The following is an 18,095-nucleotide window of genomic DNA, read 5'->3' as shown; positions in this document are numbered from 1 at the left end:
TAATGATAACACTTTATGAAAATATTTTTCATATTGTTCTATTGTATTGATTAATATTTTCTTTGACTGTATATTGATGTTAATTAGGAGGTTATAGCATATGAGTAAGTTGTTTGAAAAAGCACAACAATTTGGGAAATCATTTATGTTACCAATAGCTATTTTACCAGCAGCTGGTTTATTGTTAGGTATTGGTGGTGCGTTGAGTAATCCGAATACAATCAAAGCCTATCCAGTATTGGATATTGCGCTCTTGCAAAATATATTTATTTTAATGTCAGCAGCAGGAAATATCGTTTTTCAAAATTTACCGGTTATTTTCGCGGTGGGTGTGGTATTAGGTTTAGCAAAAAGTGATAAAAGGCACGGCTGGTCTAGCAGCAATGCTTGGGTTTTTAATTATGAATGCATCAATGAATGGTTTGTTGACGATCACAGATACATTGGCGAAAGGCAACTTAGCAGAAGAAGGTCAAAGTATGGTATTGGGAATACAAACTGTAGAAACAGGTGTATTTGGAGGTATTATCACCGGTATTATGACAGCTTTGTTACATAATAAATTTCATAAAATATCACTGCCTGCGTATTTAGGTTTCTTCGGTGGGTCACGCTTTGTACCTATCATCATTGCAGTTTCTTCAATAGTGCTAGGTGTGGTTATGTTCTTTATTTGGCCAACGGTACAAGGATGGATATTTGGTGTCGGTGGTCTAGTAGATAAAACAGGGGTTATTGGTACGTTTTTCTTTGGTTTTATATTGAGGTTATTAGGACCATTTGGTTTGCATCATATTTTCTACTTACCGTTTTGGCAAACCGCACTGGGAGGTTCTTTAGAAGTTAAAGGGCACATGGTTCAAGGAACGCAAAATATATTTTTGCACAGCTAGGTAATCCTGATGTAACTAAATATTTCTCAGGCGTTTCACGTTATATGTCTGGAAGATTTATCACAATGATGTTTGGACTTTGCGGTTCAGCATTAGCAATTTATCACACGGCGAAGCCTGAACGTAAAAAAGTAGTCGGTGGTTTAATGTTATCTGCAGCATTAACATCGTTCTTAACAGGTATTACAGAGCCTTTAGAATTCAGTTTCTTATTTGTTGCACCAATGCTATACGTAATCCATGCCGTTTCAGATGGACTAGCATTTATGATGGCTGACATTTTCAATATCACTGTGGGACAAACATTTAGTGGCGGTTTCATTGATTATTTATTGTTTGGTGTACTACAAGGTAATGAAAAGACGAATTTCTTATGGGTCATTCCAATTGGCATCGTTTGGTTTGTGCTATATTACGTCATATTTAGATACCTCATTACGAAATTTAATTTTAAAACGCCTGGTCGTGAAGACGAAGGTGTAACAGAAACAGTTGAAGCAACTGATCGTGCTAAAATGATTATTCAAGCGCTGGGTGGAAAAGAAAATATCGATGTCGTTGATTGTTGTGCAACTAGATTGAGAGTAACGTTAAACAGTGATAAAGCTGTCGATAAAACAATGCTAACTTCTACAGAAGCACGTGGCGTGATTCAAAAAGGGAACGGTGTACAAGTTATCTATGGGCCACATGTTACTACCATTAAAAACGAAGTAGAAGAACTTTTAGAAAATGATAAGTAAGGTATTCAATTAGAGGATGATTAAAAGATTATAGAAAGTTTTGGTGAGATGATGAATGTAATCAACTTAAAAAATCGTACGATTGGAAGCCAATACGTAGCAACAGAAATACTGAAACAGGTTATCTCCAAACCTAATGCTGTATTAGGTTTAGCCACTGGTAATACCATGATCGAAGTTTATAAAACGTTAGCAGCGTTATTAAATGTGAATCAAATAGATCTATCCAATGTCGTAACGTTTAATTTAGATGAATATGTAGGTTTATCTGCAGAACATAATCAAAGTTATCATGTTTATATGAATGCGCACTTATTTAATCATAATCAAACATGGAATAATAAAAATATTTATTTGCCTGTAGGTGATGCGCCTAATATTGAATTAGAAAGTGAACTTTATGAACAGCGTTTAGGTGAAATCGGTTCAGCTGATATCCAAATATTAGGCATTGGTGAAAATGGGCATATTGGCTTCAATGAGCCATATTCATCTTTTGAAAGTGTAACGAGAGTTGTTGATTTAACACCTTCAACCATTAATGCGAATAGTCAACATTTTGAAAATATAGAAGACGTACCTAAGCAAGCGATTTCTATGGGATTGTCGTCTATTATGAAAGCAAAACGGATCATATTGTTAGCATTTGGTAAAAATAAACAGCAAGCAATAAAAGCTTTGTTAGAAGGCGAAGTATCAGAAGCATTGCCAGCTTCTATTTTGCACAAACATCCTAATGTAGAAGTTATTATTGATGATGAAATTTTTACTTCACTCATAGAAGATGGAACATTGTAAGTGAGATATAAATAATCATATGCGTCCTTCAAAGTAGACATTCTAAAAATGACAACTTTGGAGGGCGCATTTTTATGTCTTGTAATAATTAAATACTATTTTTAATGAATCAAAAATGAGTCTGTATCGTTTTTAATGAAATACATAAAGTATAAATCTTAAATGAAATAATAATTTAAAAATTGATTTTTGTAAACGTTTGCAATTATAATGTAATTATACAATTTTAAAAGGGGTGTGTAGTTATGGTTAATGTGAAAAAAGAACGTATGAAAGTCTATGTTTTGGATAACGGACGCATGAAGATGGATAAGAATTTGATGATTGCTAATTCCAATCAAGCAACATTAGATGACCCTAACGCCAATAACGAGATGCATGAATTCCCTATATATACTGTGTTTATAGATCACCCAGATGCTAAAATCCTTTTTGATACAGCTTGTAATCCGAACGCTATGGGAGATAGTGGGAGATGGATAAGTGCAACACAAAAAGCTTTTCCGTACTTTGCTGATGAAGCTTGTCATTTACCTAATAGACTCGAGCAAATTAATGTAGATCCTAAAGAAGTCGATTTTGTTATTGCTTCACATTTACATTTGGATCATGCAGGGTGTTTAGAATATTTTACGAATGCAACTATAATTGTCCATGATGATGAATTAAGTGGTGCAATGAAAACATATGCACGAAACCAACAAGAAGGGGCTTATATTTGGGCAGATATAGATGCTTGGGTGAAAAATAATCTGAAATGGAGAACGATTAAAAAAGAAGAAGATAATTTGAAACTAGTAGATGGGGTTCGAATTTTAAATTATGGTAGTGGTCATGCATGGGGCATCATTGGTCTAGAGATTGAGAGTGCTGAATTAGGAACGATTATATTAGCATCGGACGCAATATACACCAAGGAAAGTATAGAAGATACATTGAAGCCACCAGGTATTTTATATGATTCTATTGGATGGACGAAATCTGTGGAGAAAATTCAAAGATTAGCAAAAGAAAAAAATGCTCAAATTTGGTTTGGACATGATGGCGAACAATTCGAAGGATTTAGAAAATCAACGGAAGGTTATTATGAATAATTGCTATTTTATCAAATTATCTTTAAATCACTACAGTGAATGAGGAGTGTATGTTATGAAAACAAGAGCGGCAGTATTGCGTGAGATGGGTAAAGATGCACCATATACAGAAAGTCATCCTTTAACAATAGAAACTTTAGAACTTCAAGGGCCTCAATCAAATGAAGTACTTATAAAAATAGGCGCAGTGGGTTTGTGTCACTCTGATTTATCTGTAATTAATGGCAGTAGACCACGTCCAATGCCAATGGTGTTAGGGCATGAAGCAGCTGGAGAAATTATCGAAGTAGGTGAAAACGTTTCGGAATTTGAAGTGGGTGATCATATCGTATGTACATTTATACCAAGTTGTGGACATTGTATTCCGTGTCGTGAAGGCAGACCTGCCTTATGTGAAAATGGTGCAGCGGCAAATGAAAAAGGAGAAATGTTAGAAGGTGGCTTTCGTTATGAATCTGACCGTGATGAGGTAATGCATCATCATTTAGGTGTATCAGGTTTTGCAGATTATGCAGTGGTATCTACAAATTCAATTGTCAAAGTAGATAAAAAGATTCCATTTGAAAAGGTGGCGATTTTTGGTTGTGCAGTCATTACGGGCATAGGTGCAGTCATTAATACAGCTCGCATTAATGCAGGGAGTACTGTTGCGGTTGTTGGGCTTGGTGGCATTGGTCTTAACGCAATTCTTGGTGCACGCCTCGCAGGTGCAAGTGAAATTATTGCACTAGATATTAATGAAGAAAAATTTGCATTGGCTAAATCACTTGGAGCAACAGCAGTATTTAATTCAGGTGAAGCACATACAATAGAAGATATTAAACAATATACGCAAGGTGGTGTGGATTATGCTTTTGAAACGGCGGGCGTAGTACCTGCCATGGATGTCGCATATCAAATCACACGTCGAGGTGGAATGACAACGACAACAGGTTTACCGGATCCCAAACACCAATTTTCATTTCCACAAGTAACGCTCGCTGCTGAAGAGCGTACGATAAAAGGTTCATATGTGGGAAGTTGTGTTCCTGACCGTGATATACCACGTTTCATCAACTTATATCATCAAGGTCGTTTACCAGTAAATGAACTTTTAACAGATACATTACCTTTAGAACATATTAATGAAGGGTTTGACCGCTTGGCGCGAGGTGAAGCGGCACGTTTAGTAGTGAAAATGGATTAGGGGTGTTCATATGAGTCGTTTTAATGACACATTAGAAAAGTATTTGTTACCAGTCGCGTCTAAATTGGGATCGAATAAAATTTTAATTTCATTGAGAGATGGTATTATCGTTGCGATGCCATTGATTATCATTGGATCACTATTTCTTGTCATTAGTGGTATAGCCATACCGGGATGGATTGAATGGTTGGAAGCACAAGGCATACAACCCTATTTAATGAAAGCAGTAAATGGTACATTTGGATTGATGGGATTAGTTGCAAGTTTTGGTGTGGCACATAGTATTGCTCGACAGTATGATACGGATGGTGTTTCAGCAGGAATTATTTCCATGGCTGCATTTTTAGTTGTAACACCTAATGTTATGACTGGTGGCAAAACACCAGAAGAAGCTATACCTCAAATGTATATGGGAAGTCAGGGACTTTTTGTAGCATTAATTATAGGGATCTTTTCCGGATTGATATTTCAATGGTTTATTAATAGAAATATAAGGATTAAAATGCCCGATCAAGTTCCACCTGCAGTAGCGAAAAGCTTTAGCGCATTAATACCTGGAGCTGTCATTATTTTATTGTGGCTTATAATCTATATAGCATTAGATAACCTTCCTTTTGGAAACATACATGACCTTATTGTTAATACATTAGGTGTGCCATTAAGTTTAATGGGAGGTACTTTAATAGGTACGATTATATTAGTAGGACTAAATAGTGCCTTTTGGTTTGTAGGTATTCATGGTGCAAATGTAGTAAATGCGGTTATGCAGCCAATATGGCTTAAGAACATAGATGAAAACCGTATTGCATATCAAGCTAATCCTCATGGCGATTTGCCACATATCATCACGCAACCTTTTATAGATAATTTTGTATTTATGGGGGGCGGTGGGTCAACCATTGGCTTAGTGATTGTCATTGCCATTTTAGCCTTTAAAAAGCGTTCTAGTAAAATTACGAAAACAATGGCACCACTGACATTGATGCCTGGTATTTTTAATATTAATGAACCGACCTTGTTTGGTTTGCCAGTCGTTCTCAATGTTAGGCTGATTGTACCCTTTATATTGGCGCCGATGATCAATGCGACGATTACTTATTTTTCCATGGCAAGCGGGCTTGTTCATTTAACTAATGGTACTGCGATGCCTTGGACAATCCCACCTATTATTAGTGGGTTTTTAGCTACGGGTCATGTTAGTGGTTCATTGGTACAAATGGTTTGTATCATTGTTGATATCTTATTGTATTATCCATTTTACAGAACGATGGAAAAATATAATTTGCAACTAGAGCAAAAAGAAGCAGATGAAACAAAAGAAATCTAAACAAAGGGGATTTGTCTCATGGTAAAAAGATTATTAAGTGCGAATGCATCTGAAATCGTTGAAATGACAGCCACAGAATTAAAACAAAGTATTAAAGCAAGCGATGGTCGTGTTGTATTATCTGAAAATGTGGTCACACGTACTCCAGTCATTCCAGATATTACAAATGCTGAACTTGCTCGTGCATTTGGCGCAGATTTAATTTTATTAAATGGTTTAGATGCCTTTGATCCTAAAGTTGTTAATGTAGATGAAGATAAACAGGTTATCAATGAATTGAGACGTCTTGTTTGTAGACCGATTGGTGTCAATTTAGAACCAGTAGATGAAACCGCAACGATGTCAGAAGAAAAACTAAATATTGTAGAAGGTCGACAAGCAAGTTCGAAAACGGTAAAGGCATTAGAAAAATTAGGTATTAATTTTATATGTATGACAGGGAATCCTGGGACAGGTGTAACGAATGATAAAATTGTCAACGCTATTTCAGAGACACGAAAGCATTTTACAGGACTTATTATAGCGGGGAAAATGCATAGCGCTGGTGTAGATGAACCTGTAATAACGGAAACGTATGTAGATCAATTTATAGACGCTGGGGCAGATATTATTCTTGTACCATCAATTGGCACGGTACCAGGATTTGATGAGGAACAATTGAAAAATATTGTTAAAGCAGTACACCGTCGTGAAGGTTTAGTTATGTCTGCAATAGGAACAAGCCAAGAAAGTTCTGATCCAAGTACCATTAGGGATTTTGCGATACGTAATAAAATCTGTGGTGTTGATATTCAACACATTGGTGATGCTGGTTATTGCGGTCTTGCACCAGTCAATAATATTTTTGAATTAAGTAAGGCAATCAGAGGGGAAAGACATACAGTTTCCATGATAGCTAGATCGATTCAACGTTAAATGATGAAACTACGCTTTTAATCAGGAGGAATTTTTTATGGCAGAAAAAACAATCATGTTGGTATGTGCAGCGGGAATGAGTACAAGTATGTTGGTACAAAAAATGCAAAAAGAAGCTGAAAAGCAAAAGCTTGATAGAGATATTTTTGCCGTTTCCACTTCAGAAGCAGATCAAAAAATTGAAAGTGACAATATAGATGTATTGCTACTAGGACCACAAGTTCGCTTTAAAAAAGATGAATATACTAAAAAATGCTCTGAGAAAGACATACCTGTAGCGGTCATTGAAATGAGAGATTATGGAACGATGAATGGAGAAAATGTATTAAATACAGCTGAACAATTGATGACAAAATAGAGGTGGTTCAATGTCAGAAGCGGAAAATAGTTTAGAGTTTGCCATGTCACTTATTGCATACAGTGGTGACGCCAAAAGTCATGCAATGGAAGCCATCTATGCGGCAAAGAAAAATGCTTTTGAAGAAGCTGAAAAGAAATTAAAACTTGCAGAAGTTTCATTATTAGAGGCACATCATATTCAAACAAATATGTTAACCAAAGAAGCGCAAGGTGATGAGATAAAAATGTCGCTGTTAACCATTCACAGTCAGGACCATTTAATGACAGCTATTACGTTCAAAGATATGGCAGCAGAAATGATCGATTTATATAAAAAGATGGATTCGAAAGCATAAATATATTAAGTATCATTGAAAAAGTACATTTTCAAAAGATTTGAAGATGTACTTTTTTGTTCATTATTGTAAAAAAAGGAGTAAACAAGGGAATCAACTTAATTGTGTTATATGTTAATTAATTGGAATTAAAAAATAAATGTATGTTTGGATAAAAAAGTTATTGACTTAATGAAGGGTTAGGCATAGAATATTTTTATTCCGATAAGAATAATAAGAATAGAGGGCGCGAAATGAAAAAAATATTATTAGGTATACTGACGTTACTTTTAGTTGTGGGACTCGCAGCTTGTGGTACTTCTGACAAAAAAGACAATGATAACAAAAATAAAACTGCAAGTGAAAATAAAACATTTGTTGTAGGTACGGAAGGGACCTATGCACCTTTCTCATATCATGATAAACAAGATAAACTAACAGGTTATGATATTGATGTAATGAAAGCAGTAGCTAAAGAAATGGGTTACAAAGTTAAATTTAAAGAAACACAATGGGATTCTATGTTTGCTGGATTAGACTCTGGTAGATTTAATGTGATAGCGAACCAAGTAGGTATTAATGATGAACGTAAAGAAAAATATAAATTCTCAGAACCATATACGTATTCAGAAGCAGTATTAGTCGTTAACAAAAACAACAAAGATATAAAATCATTTGACGATGTTAAAGGTAAGAAATTGGCTCAAACGTTTACTTCAAATTATGGTAAATTGGCTAAATCTAAAGGTGCAGAATTAACGAAAGTAGATGGCTTCAATCAGGCTATGGATTTATTACAATCTAATAGAGTTGAAGGTACATTTAATGACAATATTTCATACTTAGATTATAAAAAACAAAAACCTAATGCAGATGTGAAAATTATTGAAGGTAATGCTGAGAAGAGTCAATCTGCATTAACATTTAGTAAAAAAGAAGACGATGCAACAATTGAAAAAGTAAATAAAGCAATGAAAAAATTAAAAGATAATGGTGAATTAGCAAAAATAAGTAAAAAATGGTTCGGCGAAGATGTTTCTAAATCTTAATACTGAACAGCAACATGCATTAGACGCAGCTGGTCAAGCATTTGCACCGATGCTTGAAGGATTAGTGAAATTTTCTATACCTATTACATTAGTAACCTTTGTGTTAGGTTTAGTGATTGCGTTACTCACTGCGTTAATGCGCATTTCAACAAGCCGTATTTTAAGAGGGATTGCTCGTTTTTATATTTCAATCATCCGAGGCACACCGATGATTGTACAATTATTCATTATCTTTTACGGGATCCCTGAACTCGGCAGATTATTGACAAATAACTCTGAAAATCAATGGACGTTAGCACCAGTTATCGCAGCAATTATTGGTTTATCATTAAATGTAGGGGCATATGCTTCTGAAATTATTCGTGGAGGTATTATGTCTATACCTAAGGGTCAAACAGAAGCGGCCTATTCAATCGGTATGAATTATCGACAAACGATTCAACGTATTATCTTGCCACAAGCGATTAGAGTATCCGTACCAGCATTAGGTAATACATTTTTAAGTTTAATTAAAGATACATCACTTTTAGGATTTATATTAGTAGCTGAGATGTTTAGAAAAGCACAAGAAGTCGCTTCGACGACATATGAGTATTTAACTATTTATCTACTTGTAGCACTTATGTACTGGGTGGTTTGCTTTATCATTTCAATTGCACAAAACTTCTATGAATCTTATCTTGAAAGAGGGTATCGCTCATGATTGAATTAAAAAATATAAAAAAATCATTTGATGATAAAGAAGTTATCAAAGGGATTGATTTAAACGTTAATCAAGGAGAAGTTGTGACATTTATTGGACGATCAGGTTCAGGTAAGACGACTTTGTTGAGAATGATTAATGCTTTAGAGTTGCCTACAGAAGGTGCTGTGTATGTTAATGGAGAGACTTATAGCAATGCAGATAAGAAATCACAGATAAAAGTCCGTAAACAGTCGGGCATGGTATTTCAAAGTTATAACTTATTCCCACATAAAACGGCATTAGAAAATGTAATGGAAGGTCTCATTACTGTTAAAAAAACGAAAAAAGATGAAGCAAAGCAACAAGCATTAGCTTTATTGGAAAAAGTAGATTTAACTGCTGTAAAAGATCAAAGACCGAATGCTTTATCTGGAGGGCAACAGCAACGTGTAGCAATTGCTCGAGCTTTAGCCATGAATCCAAAAGTAATGCTGTTTGATGAACCTACGTCTGCGTTAGATCCAGAACTCGTTAATGATGTGCTTCGTGTCATCAAGGACCTAGCTAATGAAGGTATGACAATGATTATCGTGACGCATGAAATGCGATTTGCTAAAGAAGTATCTAACAAGATTGTATTTATACATGATGGTGTAATTGGAGAATCTGGGCCTCCAGAGCAAATCTTTAATCATCCACAAAGCGCTGAACTACAAAGATTTTTAAATATGATTCGTGAAGTTTAATGTTGAAAGAAAATTTAGCGAAAGTATTATGATAAAACGATTGCCTTGTTATATATACTGACAAGGATGATTAGGCAGTCTGAAGAATAGCATTTTAAAAAGTGATAGCGATGTATTTTCAATAGAATATATGATTGCCTAAATAAGGTGAGTCCGAGACATTTAGTTATGTCCGGGCTTTTTTTTATAAAACGATATCATATATGCACTTTGAACTTTATAATTTAAAAATATAATGATTTTTTATTTGATGTGCAACTTTTCGCATTTAAAGACGAAAGAGATTACACATCTATTATCTTTAGAAAGCGTTTACAATAAAGAGGCGAGGAGGTTGCTAATATGTTAAGTAAGCGACAGTATCATATTTTAACGTTCATACTTGAATGTGAAACTTTTGTGCAAATTCATCATTTAGCAACGCACTTTAATGTTACAGAAAGAACGATACAGTACGATCTTGAATACATTGAAGATATGGCAAGTAACCTAGGTTTAAATATTCAAAGGACTAAGCAAGAGGGGGTCAAAATAACCACAACACCAGAACAGTTAAAGCGCTTTGCACCTAAATCGACAACGCATACAATACATTATGCAAAAGAAGAGCGCTTGTTATATATAACGTTAAAATTACTTGAAGCCAATACGCCGACATCATCACAAGTGCTTGCGACCACCGTATCTGTTTCAAGACGAACGATTGTGGAAGATTTGAAAAGCGTTCAAAATTGGTTAGAGCAGCATGACTTAAGGCTTGAGTATAAGAAAAATAAAGGATTTGTCATTCAAGGCCCAGAAAATGCATATCGCAAAGCTTACGCAGAAATGGTGCGTGAATATTTTAAAATGTATACGCATGAGATGGGGCATGACTTATTTTCAAATCATGAATTAGAGCGCATTCGTTCAAGTGTTACAACTGTGCTGAGAAATACAAATTATCAATTAGTACAAAGTGCAATAGACGGTTTGATTTATCATATACTCATCGCGATGCATCGAATAAATGAAGATTTTATTTTTAAAATTCCAGATGATGCATATTTGAAATTGAAGGAAACAGAGCAGTTTCAAATTGCGCTACAAATTCAAGAAAGGCTTGAAGGCAATTTCCAGATTCATTTTCCAAAAAGTGAAGCGGCATTCATAACATTGCATTTACTCGGAGCTAAAACTTCAGAAAAGAATCAGTTAAATGAAGAAATTGATACGTTAGAACTTCTGACGGAGCAATTGATTGAACGTATGAGTGGCGCGCTAGGACTTGATTTGGTGACAGATATTAAATTACGCAATGGCTTAATTGTACATTTGAGACCAGCAATTCATAGATTGAAATTTGATATGACACACGAAAATCCATTGAAAGATGAAATTATAAGCCAATATCCTCAATTAATAGATGAAATTAAAAAGCATGTTTGGATCATTGAGGAAAAATATCAAATTGTATTTAACAATGACGAATTGACCTATATGATATTACATTTTGCATCTGCTATTGAAAGAATATCAACGATTAAGACAAATAAAATTAAAGTCGTATTACTATGTGGATCGGGTATTGGAACGTCACAATTATTAAAAAGTAAAATAAGGCACATTTACCCAGAGTTAGAAATTATGGATGCCTATTCAATATATGAAGTGGATGAAACGATATTGAAACATGAAGGGGTCGATTACATTATCTCTACGGTGCCTTTTAAGGAAACTGTCGTCCCAGTTATTCAGGTTTCTCCATTTTTAGATAAACATGATCGGGAGCAGTTAAATAGAATAATCAATCAATCTAGAGAAAAATATGTAATTCAGTTGCGTGGATTAGGTCCAACGTTAGAACAAGTCTTGCCACAATCCAGAGTTAAAACACAGCAAGCATCGCGAAATAGAGATGAAGCAATCAAGCAGAGTGTGGCACTACTTGTCGAGGATGGTGTAGTGGAACCAGCTTATGCTACAGATATTATCAAGCAGTTAGACACGTTTGGACCTTATATGGTGGTTAGTCCTCATATTGCACTCATTCACGCTCAACATGAACATGTTAAACAATCGGTAGGCTTTAGTCTTATACATTATAAAGAAGGTATTCATTTTTCGCAAGATGGGTATGATCCTGTTTTTATAATAATTACATTAGCAACAGAACATCCTCAAATACATTTAAATGCGTTACGTCAGTTTAGCGAGTTAATCATGGATGAGACATATAGAGCAACCATGTTTTCTGGAGATTTACAAGCAATAATGCAAGCTATTAGTAAGGTAAGTCAGGAATAAGGAGGTGCTTTTAAATGAGTTTAGAAATTCTGTCAGCTGACAAAGTTCAAATAAAGGAACAGGTTGATAATTGGGAACAAGGCATTGCTTTAGCTGCGCAACCATTATTAAACCAAGATTACTTTGAACAAAGTTATATTACATCAATGATTGACAGTGTAAAGAAATTAGGACCGTACATTGTTATTGCGCCAGAAATCGCAATTGCACATGCGAGACCCAATGATGAAGTAAACAAGATAGGACTGAGTTTACTGAAATTAAATCAACACATTAATTTTTCAGAAGAAGGTCACTATGCGTCACTTATATTTGTACTTAGTGCAGTAGACAATGAAGGACATCTTGAGATCCTAAGGCATTTGGCAACAACGCTAGGGGATCAAGAAGTGGTCAATCAATTATTGAAAGCACAAGAAGTTAAGGACATATTAAATATATTTAAAGGAGAATGATGAAAATGAAAATCTTAGTTGTATGTGGTCACGGGTTAGGTAGTAGCTTTATGGTAGAAATGAATGCTCAGGAAGCTTTGAAAAATTTAAATGCACCATCTGATATAAAAGTAGAACACAGCGATGTAATGAGTGCAAGCCCTGATATGGCAGACTTATTCATTTGTGGGAGAGATTTAGAAGAAAATACTAAAAATTTAGACGACGTCATTGTATTAGATAATATTTTAGATAAAGAAGAACTTCAAAATAAATTAAGTGAAAAATTAAGTGAGTTGAATCTTTTATAAATAACGCCTAAGGAGGTAATAAAATGAAACCGATTTTAGACTTTATCGTTGATATTTTAAGCCAACCTGCAATACTAGTTGCTTTAATCGCATTTATAGGATTGATCATGCAGAAAAAATCAGCAACAGATATCACTTCAGGTACGATCAAAACGATACTGGGATTTTTAGTATTAAGTGCTGGGGCGAATGTAGTAACGCAATCACTTGAACCATTTGGGAAAATATTTCAACACGCGTTTGGCGTGCAAGGTGTCGTGCCCAACAATGAAGCAATTATTTCAATAGCATTGGAACAGTATGGAACAACAGCTGCATTAATTATGGTGTTTGGCATGATAGTTAATATCATCATAGCGCGTATTACTAATTTGAAATATATATTTTTAACGGGTCATCATACATTTTATATGGCTGCTTTTTTAGCTATATTATTATCAGTCGGTCATATTACTGGAACGCTAACTGTTGTCATCGGTGCGATTATTTTGGGGCTGATTATGGCGATACTACCTGCATTAGCGCATCCAACAATGAAAAAAATAACGGGTAATAACCAAGTTGCTTTAGGACACTTTGGTACGATAAGTTATTGGGCAGCAGGTGAAGTAGGAAAGCTATTTAAAGGTAAATCAAAATCAACAGAAGAAATTAATTTCCCAAAAGGGTTAAGTTTTTTAAGAGAAAGTACGATTAGTATTTCGTTAACGATGACCTTATTATATTTTGTAGCTGCACTGTTTGCAGGGCCACACTATGTACATAGTGAAATTAGTAACGGTCAGAACTTTATTGTATTTTCTCTCATACAAGGTGTCACGTTCGCTGCGGGTGTGTTTATCATTTTGACAGGGGTACGTTTAATCTTAGCTGAAATTGTGCCAGCATTTAAAGGTATTTCAGAAAAACTCGTACCCAATACGAAACCTGCATTAGACTGTCCGATTGTCTTCCCATATGCACAAAATGCTGTACTCATTGGATTTTTTGTTAGCTTTATTGTAGGCGTCATTGGCATGTTTGTCTTATTCTTATTCGGAGGAGTGGTTATACTTCCTGGCGTTGTCGCTCACTTCTTCCTCGGTGCTACCGCAGGCGTCTTTGGTAATGCAAGAGGTGGTATTAAAGGTGCTGTAGCTGGCTCCGCATTGAATGGTATCTTAATCACGTTCTTACCATTGTTATTCTTACCATTTTTAGGAGACTTAGGAGGCGCGGCAACAACATTCTCAGATACGGATTTCTTAGTCGTAGGTATTGTTTTTGGTAATGTTGCGAAGTTCCTTGGATTAATCGGTATCATTATTTTAGTGATCGTTGTAGCTGCATTCGCCATTATTTTACAAAAAAGAACAGATGCTAAAGAAGTAAAAGAGCAATAAATAACAACACAATCACTTCAAAATGAAATAGATTAAGCGCCCAATGCAGTAATAGTTGCTTTGGGCGCTTATTTTGTCATCATTTAATGCCAATGCAATAGTAATGGGCCTTGTTCACCCCATAGTGGGTCTGTTTCAGGTAATGGCACATTTTCGATATTCATGATATCTTGCGTTCTGTTATTTTTATCTCCAGTACAAATGTCGAAAGACTGACCGTTAGGATATGCACCCATTACGATAAAGTCATGACTGGCATTTAATAATTTGTGCCCAGTACCAGCCGGTAATATTAGCACATCGCCAGCTGTGACGTTAATTGTTGAACCATTGCGCCCGCCAATAAGCAAGTTGGCCTCTCCTCTGATCGCTAAGAGTGTTTCATGCGCGTTACTGTGATAATGATGATACGAAAATACACCACCAGTCCAAGTATTGCCCCATTGATTAGAGGTAATGGTTTTTTCCAAATGTTCATGTGAACCTAATACATGGTGATAAATCAAAACAGGTAAGGTGGGATTATTCGGTATTGTCCCATCATCTATGAAACATAAAGTGGATACAGTGATGTCTGACATAGGTTTCATCTATTCATTCACCCCTTAATTATTATGATTTATAATATACGATTTGACTTGTGGTTGCTAATAAATTATGGTCCTGACTCCATATTTCACCAGTTTGATCGAAATAGCCATTAAAGAATTTAAGTGCACGTGTATGTCCAAGTACTGAGCGGCTTCCGTTGGCTAAGAGTGTTTCTGCGTCGGCATGGAAATAAATTGTCAGTGAGATGGTGCCTATTGGGACGAGTTCTTTGCGACGTACATAAATTCTTGGGAAAAAAGCATCACAAATTGCAGCTAGAGATAAAAAATCTAAGTCTCTGTTAGGGTTATCTCGTATCCATTGTAAGGTAATTGAATCAGGATAATCCGTTGTCGCTATTGCAAGTGGTGCGCCTTTAATCATTCTAATTTCATAATTTTGTGCCCATGGCGGTGCACTATCTAAAGGTGTTGGTTCAATTTGATCTGGATTTGGAACGTCTGGAAAGGATAACTCTGTAGAAGACCATGTATCACGCCTGTTTGCTGTAACTGCAGTACCAGTAATTATGATTTGTTCATTTTGTGTAAGTTCAATATACCAATGTTGTGTTGAGCGATTGGTTCTGCTCGGTGTGGCAACGATTTTAAAGTCGCCATTCGCTACTGGGGCAGCATAGTTGATTGTTAATGAAATAGGATCTCCTAATCTTTCATCATGATCTAATACAGCACGTAATAATGTAGAAGCAATGACACCACCAAAAGGTCCAACCATATTGGCGTAAGACTCAGATGTTTGCCCACGATAAACACCTGAGGATTGTATTGTGAGTTCTGTCGCTTTATCAAAATTATGTTTAGATGACATTATCAATTCCTCCAATTATTTAAGCTCATGTAATGCTATACCCTATAATTAAAGCGTTTACATCATATTTTATTTAGAAATTTGAAGGATATTAAAAAAATTATCAATATGATATTGCTTTTTGGCATAGATACCAATGGTGCGCGAGGCGTTAGGTAATTGAATGTGTGTATAAATATCACTGTTAACTTTTTTCATATAGGATTGTGGGCAAATGGCCACACTATCACTTGTTGCAATAAAGTTCATGATAGACTCTCTATCTTTAACATAGGACAAATCCATTTGTTTTGGGTCAATTTGGTTCTTTTTAAAATCAAATGTATCGCCTGGAGGTTCTAATAGATAAAAATGTTGTTGCTACAAATCATTCAAATTGATTGTTTCTGATTGAGCTAGAGGGTGATTTTTTGAAAATACTAGTTCGAATGGTTCGTCAAACCAATATTCATAGCAGATGCCTTCTTGAAGTTCTGTTTGTTCACCTATGACTAAATCAATGTCATCTTGCTGAAATTGAGCCAATAAGGCAGTAGCTGCATTAGAAAAAATGGGTTTAGACATGCACTGATAGATGCAATCAATGCAGTTCAACGATAAGGCAAAGATAATTGGAATTTAAAGTGTAAGTAACCATAATGCATATGCTTATTGCAATAATGTACTATATCTGTAACCTGAAGCATCAATATAATGGTATGCATAATTAGTTTAGTGAGGTGCGTTTAGTAATGAATTTATTACCTTTCATTATGTATACTTTTTTGATAACAGTGACTCCAGGTCCAACTAATATAGATATTTTGAATACGATTAGAAATAAAGGGTTGAAAGGTGGCATTCAATATACCTATGGTGCTATTACGGCATTCGTCTTTTTACTCATCATATCTACTGTTGTGAACATTTTTTTATCAGAAAAGATGCCTAGCTTTTTATTATTTATGAAATTAATTGGTAGTATCTATATGTTATATTTGATTTATACGCTTTTCAGAAAGCATAGCGAAAATAAAGTGGAAAATGATATTGGAACATTTTATTCAGGCTTTGCTTTACAATTTTTAAATCCCAAAGTGGTGACATTTACAATGACTGTCATTCCCACCTTTGTATTAGTGAATCAGCCGTCCACGCTAATGATTTCAATTTATGTTATTATGACTTCAATCATTGCGCTAATTTCATTTAGTTTTTGGATATTTTTTGGAACTTTGCTTAAGACTTTTATACAGAAACATGAAATGATTGTTAATATAACCATGGCACTATTTTTATTATATGCAGCTATTATAGTGTGGGTATGATGTTTAGGAAGTGTTTAGATGAATGAATTTAATTTTAAAAATGCAATTGGCATAACGGCATTAGAGGCCAAAATGGATGATTTCACCTATAAAAAGCATTCACATCAAGAATATAGCATAGGTGTGACCTTAAAAGGCATTCAAGGATATCATTTAAAAGGAGAACGAAAACAGTCCTATCAAAATGGGGTTATGTTTTTTAATCCAGAAGAAAACCACGATGGTATGTCTAATGGTGTACAAGGCTTGGAGTATATCATGCTCTATATCAAACCAGAACAATTATTAGAAGCTACAAATCAAAAACATATGGTTCAATTTAAAGAGCCGATTGTTTATAATAACAAAATAGCACAAAACATATTGCAATTAGCTAATTCTATTTTTAATGGATCAGATGATGTAATTTGTTATGAACATTTTCAAAACCTTGTGGATGGTTTGAAAATAGATACTTATTATGATGAATTTAATGTTGATAATGTTAAATTAAAATTAGCAAAAGACATTATTAAAAATAATGTTTCAACTTCGTTTAAATTAGATTTCATCTGTAGCGAATTAAATTTATCAAAGTATCAATTTATAAGATTATTTAAGCAACAAACAGGGATAACACCGTATCAGTACTATATAAATTATAAAGCTGAAGTTGCTAAGCATATCATAGAAAAGAGTAAAGATGTATATCTTGCTATAGCAGAATGTGCTTTCGTAGATTTAGCGCATTTAAATAAGGTATTTAAATATCGATATGGCGTAACAGCTTATCAATATATGTCAAAACTAAAATAATATTGCACTTATCGACTTAACTTTAAACAGCGCATGTCATCTCATAAT

20 protein-coding genes and 1 pseudogene are annotated in these 18,095 nt (G+C 34.8%); 17 read left to right on the top strand and 4 right to left on the bottom strand.

The annotated features are described in order from the left end of the window. Positions 1 to 100: 100 nt before the first annotated feature. From ACP7BT_RS09235 to ACP7BT_RS09165, 15 genes and pseudogenes are all read left to right on the top strand, one after another. Positions 101 to 1,636 (top strand): annotated as a pseudogene (locus ACP7BT_RS09235) (PTS transporter subunit EIIC). Positions 1,637 to 1,687: 51 nt separating this feature from the next. Then, entirely contained in the window at positions 1,688 to 2,434 is a 747-nt protein-coding gene (nagB, locus tag ACP7BT_RS09230) for a glucosamine-6-phosphate deaminase (RefSeq protein ID WP_037537547.1), read from the top strand. Positions 2,435 to 2,679: 245 nt separating this feature from the next. After that, positions 2,680 to 3,528 carry an AhlS family quorum-quenching N-acyl homoserine lactonase gene (gene ahlS, locus ACP7BT_RS09225; RefSeq protein WP_041079459.1) on the top strand — a complete coding sequence of 283 codons (849 nt, stop codon included), beginning with the start codon at positions 2,680 to 2,682 and terminating at the stop codon, positions 3,526 to 3,528. Between the two features lie 55 nt (positions 3,529 to 3,583). Continuing rightward, on the top strand, positions 3,584 to 4,714 hold the full coding sequence (locus ACP7BT_RS09220; protein ID WP_002482183.1) for a zinc-dependent alcohol dehydrogenase family protein: 1,131 nt from the start codon (positions 3,584 to 3,586) through the stop codon (positions 4,712 to 4,714). 10 nt (positions 4,715 to 4,724) lie between these two features. Continuing rightward, on the top strand, positions 4,725 to 6,041 hold the full coding sequence (locus ACP7BT_RS09215) for a PTS sugar transporter subunit IIC (RefSeq protein WP_002482184.1): 1,317 nt from the start codon (positions 4,725 to 4,727) through the stop codon (positions 6,039 to 6,041). Between the two features lie 18 nt (positions 6,042 to 6,059). Then, positions 6,060 to 6,956, top strand: a complete 897-nt coding sequence (locus ACP7BT_RS09210; protein WP_041079457.1) for a hypothetical protein — start codon at positions 6,060 to 6,062, stop codon at positions 6,954 to 6,956. Positions 6,957 to 6,993: 37 nt separating this feature from the next. Further along, a complete protein-coding gene (locus ACP7BT_RS09205; protein WP_002482186.1) occupies positions 6,994 to 7,314 on the top strand; it encodes a PTS sugar transporter subunit IIB in 321 nt (106 codons plus the stop codon). A 10-nt stretch (positions 7,315 to 7,324) separates the two neighbouring features. After that, positions 7,325 to 7,651, top strand: coding sequence for a PTS lactose/cellobiose transporter subunit IIA (locus ACP7BT_RS09200; protein ID WP_011302231.1), 327 nt, complete (start codon positions 7,325 to 7,327; stop codon positions 7,649 to 7,651). Positions 7,652 to 7,884: 233 nt separating this feature from the next. Further along, positions 7,885 to 8,679 (top strand): amino acid ABC transporter substrate-binding protein, encoded by a 795-nt coding sequence (locus tag ACP7BT_RS09195; protein ID WP_011302232.1) that lies wholly within the window; start codon positions 7,885 to 7,887, stop codon positions 8,677 to 8,679. Continuing rightward, the gene (locus ACP7BT_RS09190; protein ID WP_041079455.1) at positions 8,663 to 9,382 is read left to right on the top strand and encodes an amino acid ABC transporter permease; all 720 of its coding nucleotides are present in this window, start codon (positions 8,663 to 8,665) and stop codon (positions 9,380 to 9,382) included. The genes ACP7BT_RS09195 and ACP7BT_RS09190 overlap by 17 nt, the downstream gene beginning before the upstream one ends. After that, positions 9,379 to 10,110 carry an amino acid ABC transporter ATP-binding protein gene (locus tag ACP7BT_RS09185; RefSeq protein ID WP_002482190.1) on the top strand — a complete coding sequence of 244 codons (732 nt, stop codon included), beginning with the start codon at positions 9,379 to 9,381 and terminating at the stop codon, positions 10,108 to 10,110. Before ACP7BT_RS09190 ends, ACP7BT_RS09185 begins: the two co-directional genes overlap by 4 nt. Positions 10,111 to 10,452: 342 nt before the next feature. Further along, positions 10,453 to 12,396 (top strand): BglG family transcription antiterminator, encoded by a 1,944-nt coding sequence (locus tag ACP7BT_RS09180; protein WP_426303761.1) that lies wholly within the window; start codon positions 10,453 to 10,455, stop codon positions 12,394 to 12,396. Positions 12,397 to 12,410: 14 nt separating this feature from the next. After that, complete coding sequence (locus ACP7BT_RS09175; RefSeq protein WP_002482192.1) at positions 12,411 to 12,851, top strand: PTS sugar transporter subunit IIA; 441 nt, start codon at positions 12,411 to 12,413, stop codon at positions 12,849 to 12,851. A 5-nt stretch (positions 12,852 to 12,856) separates the two neighbouring features. After that, on the top strand, positions 12,857 to 13,141 hold the full coding sequence (locus ACP7BT_RS09170; protein WP_210140651.1) for a PTS sugar transporter subunit IIB: 285 nt from the start codon (positions 12,857 to 12,859) through the stop codon (positions 13,139 to 13,141). Between the two features lie 23 nt (positions 13,142 to 13,164). Beyond that, complete coding sequence (locus tag ACP7BT_RS09165; protein ID WP_002482194.1) at positions 13,165 to 14,523, top strand: PTS ascorbate transporter subunit IIC; 1,359 nt, start codon at positions 13,165 to 13,167, stop codon at positions 14,521 to 14,523. 83 nt (positions 14,524 to 14,606) lie between these two features. On the opposite strand, the gene ACP7BT_RS09160 is transcribed toward ACP7BT_RS09165, so the two are convergent. The 4 genes from ACP7BT_RS09160 to ACP7BT_RS09145 form a co-directional block, all read right to left on the bottom strand. Continuing rightward, a complete protein-coding gene (locus tag ACP7BT_RS09160; RefSeq protein WP_181877796.1) occupies positions 14,607 to 15,113 on the bottom strand; it encodes a cupin domain-containing protein in 507 nt (168 codons plus the stop codon). A gap of 22 nt (positions 15,114 to 15,135) precedes the next feature. Next, positions 15,136 to 15,945: an acyl-CoA thioesterase gene (locus tag ACP7BT_RS09155; RefSeq protein WP_002482196.1), complete on the bottom strand. Its 810-nt coding sequence runs from the start codon at positions 15,943 to 15,945 to the stop codon at positions 15,136 to 15,138. 69 nt (positions 15,946 to 16,014) lie between these two features. Next, on the bottom strand, positions 16,015 to 16,230 hold the full coding sequence (locus ACP7BT_RS09150) for a hypothetical protein (RefSeq protein ID WP_002482197.1): 216 nt from the start codon (positions 16,228 to 16,230) through the stop codon (positions 16,015 to 16,017). A 75-nt stretch (positions 16,231 to 16,305) separates the two neighbouring features. Next, positions 16,306 to 16,509, bottom strand: coding sequence for a LysR substrate-binding domain-containing protein (locus ACP7BT_RS09145; RefSeq protein WP_041079449.1), 204 nt, complete (start codon positions 16,507 to 16,509; stop codon positions 16,306 to 16,308). Positions 16,510 to 16,676: 167 nt separating this feature from the next. Between ACP7BT_RS09145 and ACP7BT_RS09140 the strand changes: the two genes are divergently transcribed. Continuing rightward, entirely contained in the window at positions 16,677 to 17,252 is a 576-nt protein-coding gene (locus tag ACP7BT_RS09140; RefSeq protein ID WP_041079447.1) for a LysE family translocator, read from the top strand. An 18-nt stretch (positions 17,253 to 17,270) separates the two neighbouring features. After that, complete coding sequence (locus ACP7BT_RS09135) at positions 17,271 to 18,047, top strand: AraC family transcriptional regulator (protein WP_041079445.1); 777 nt, start codon at positions 17,271 to 17,273, stop codon at positions 18,045 to 18,047. Positions 18,048 to 18,095: the final 48 nt, after the last annotated feature.

This window comes from Staphylococcus sp. Y174-1 (genome assembly GCF_049897865.1).
Classification (GTDB): domain Bacteria; phylum Bacillota; class Bacilli; order Staphylococcales; family Staphylococcaceae; genus Staphylococcus; species Staphylococcus saprophyticus.
The sequence above is the reverse complement of the archived record's forward strand: the minus strand, read 5'-3'. Positions and strand labels throughout refer to the sequence as shown.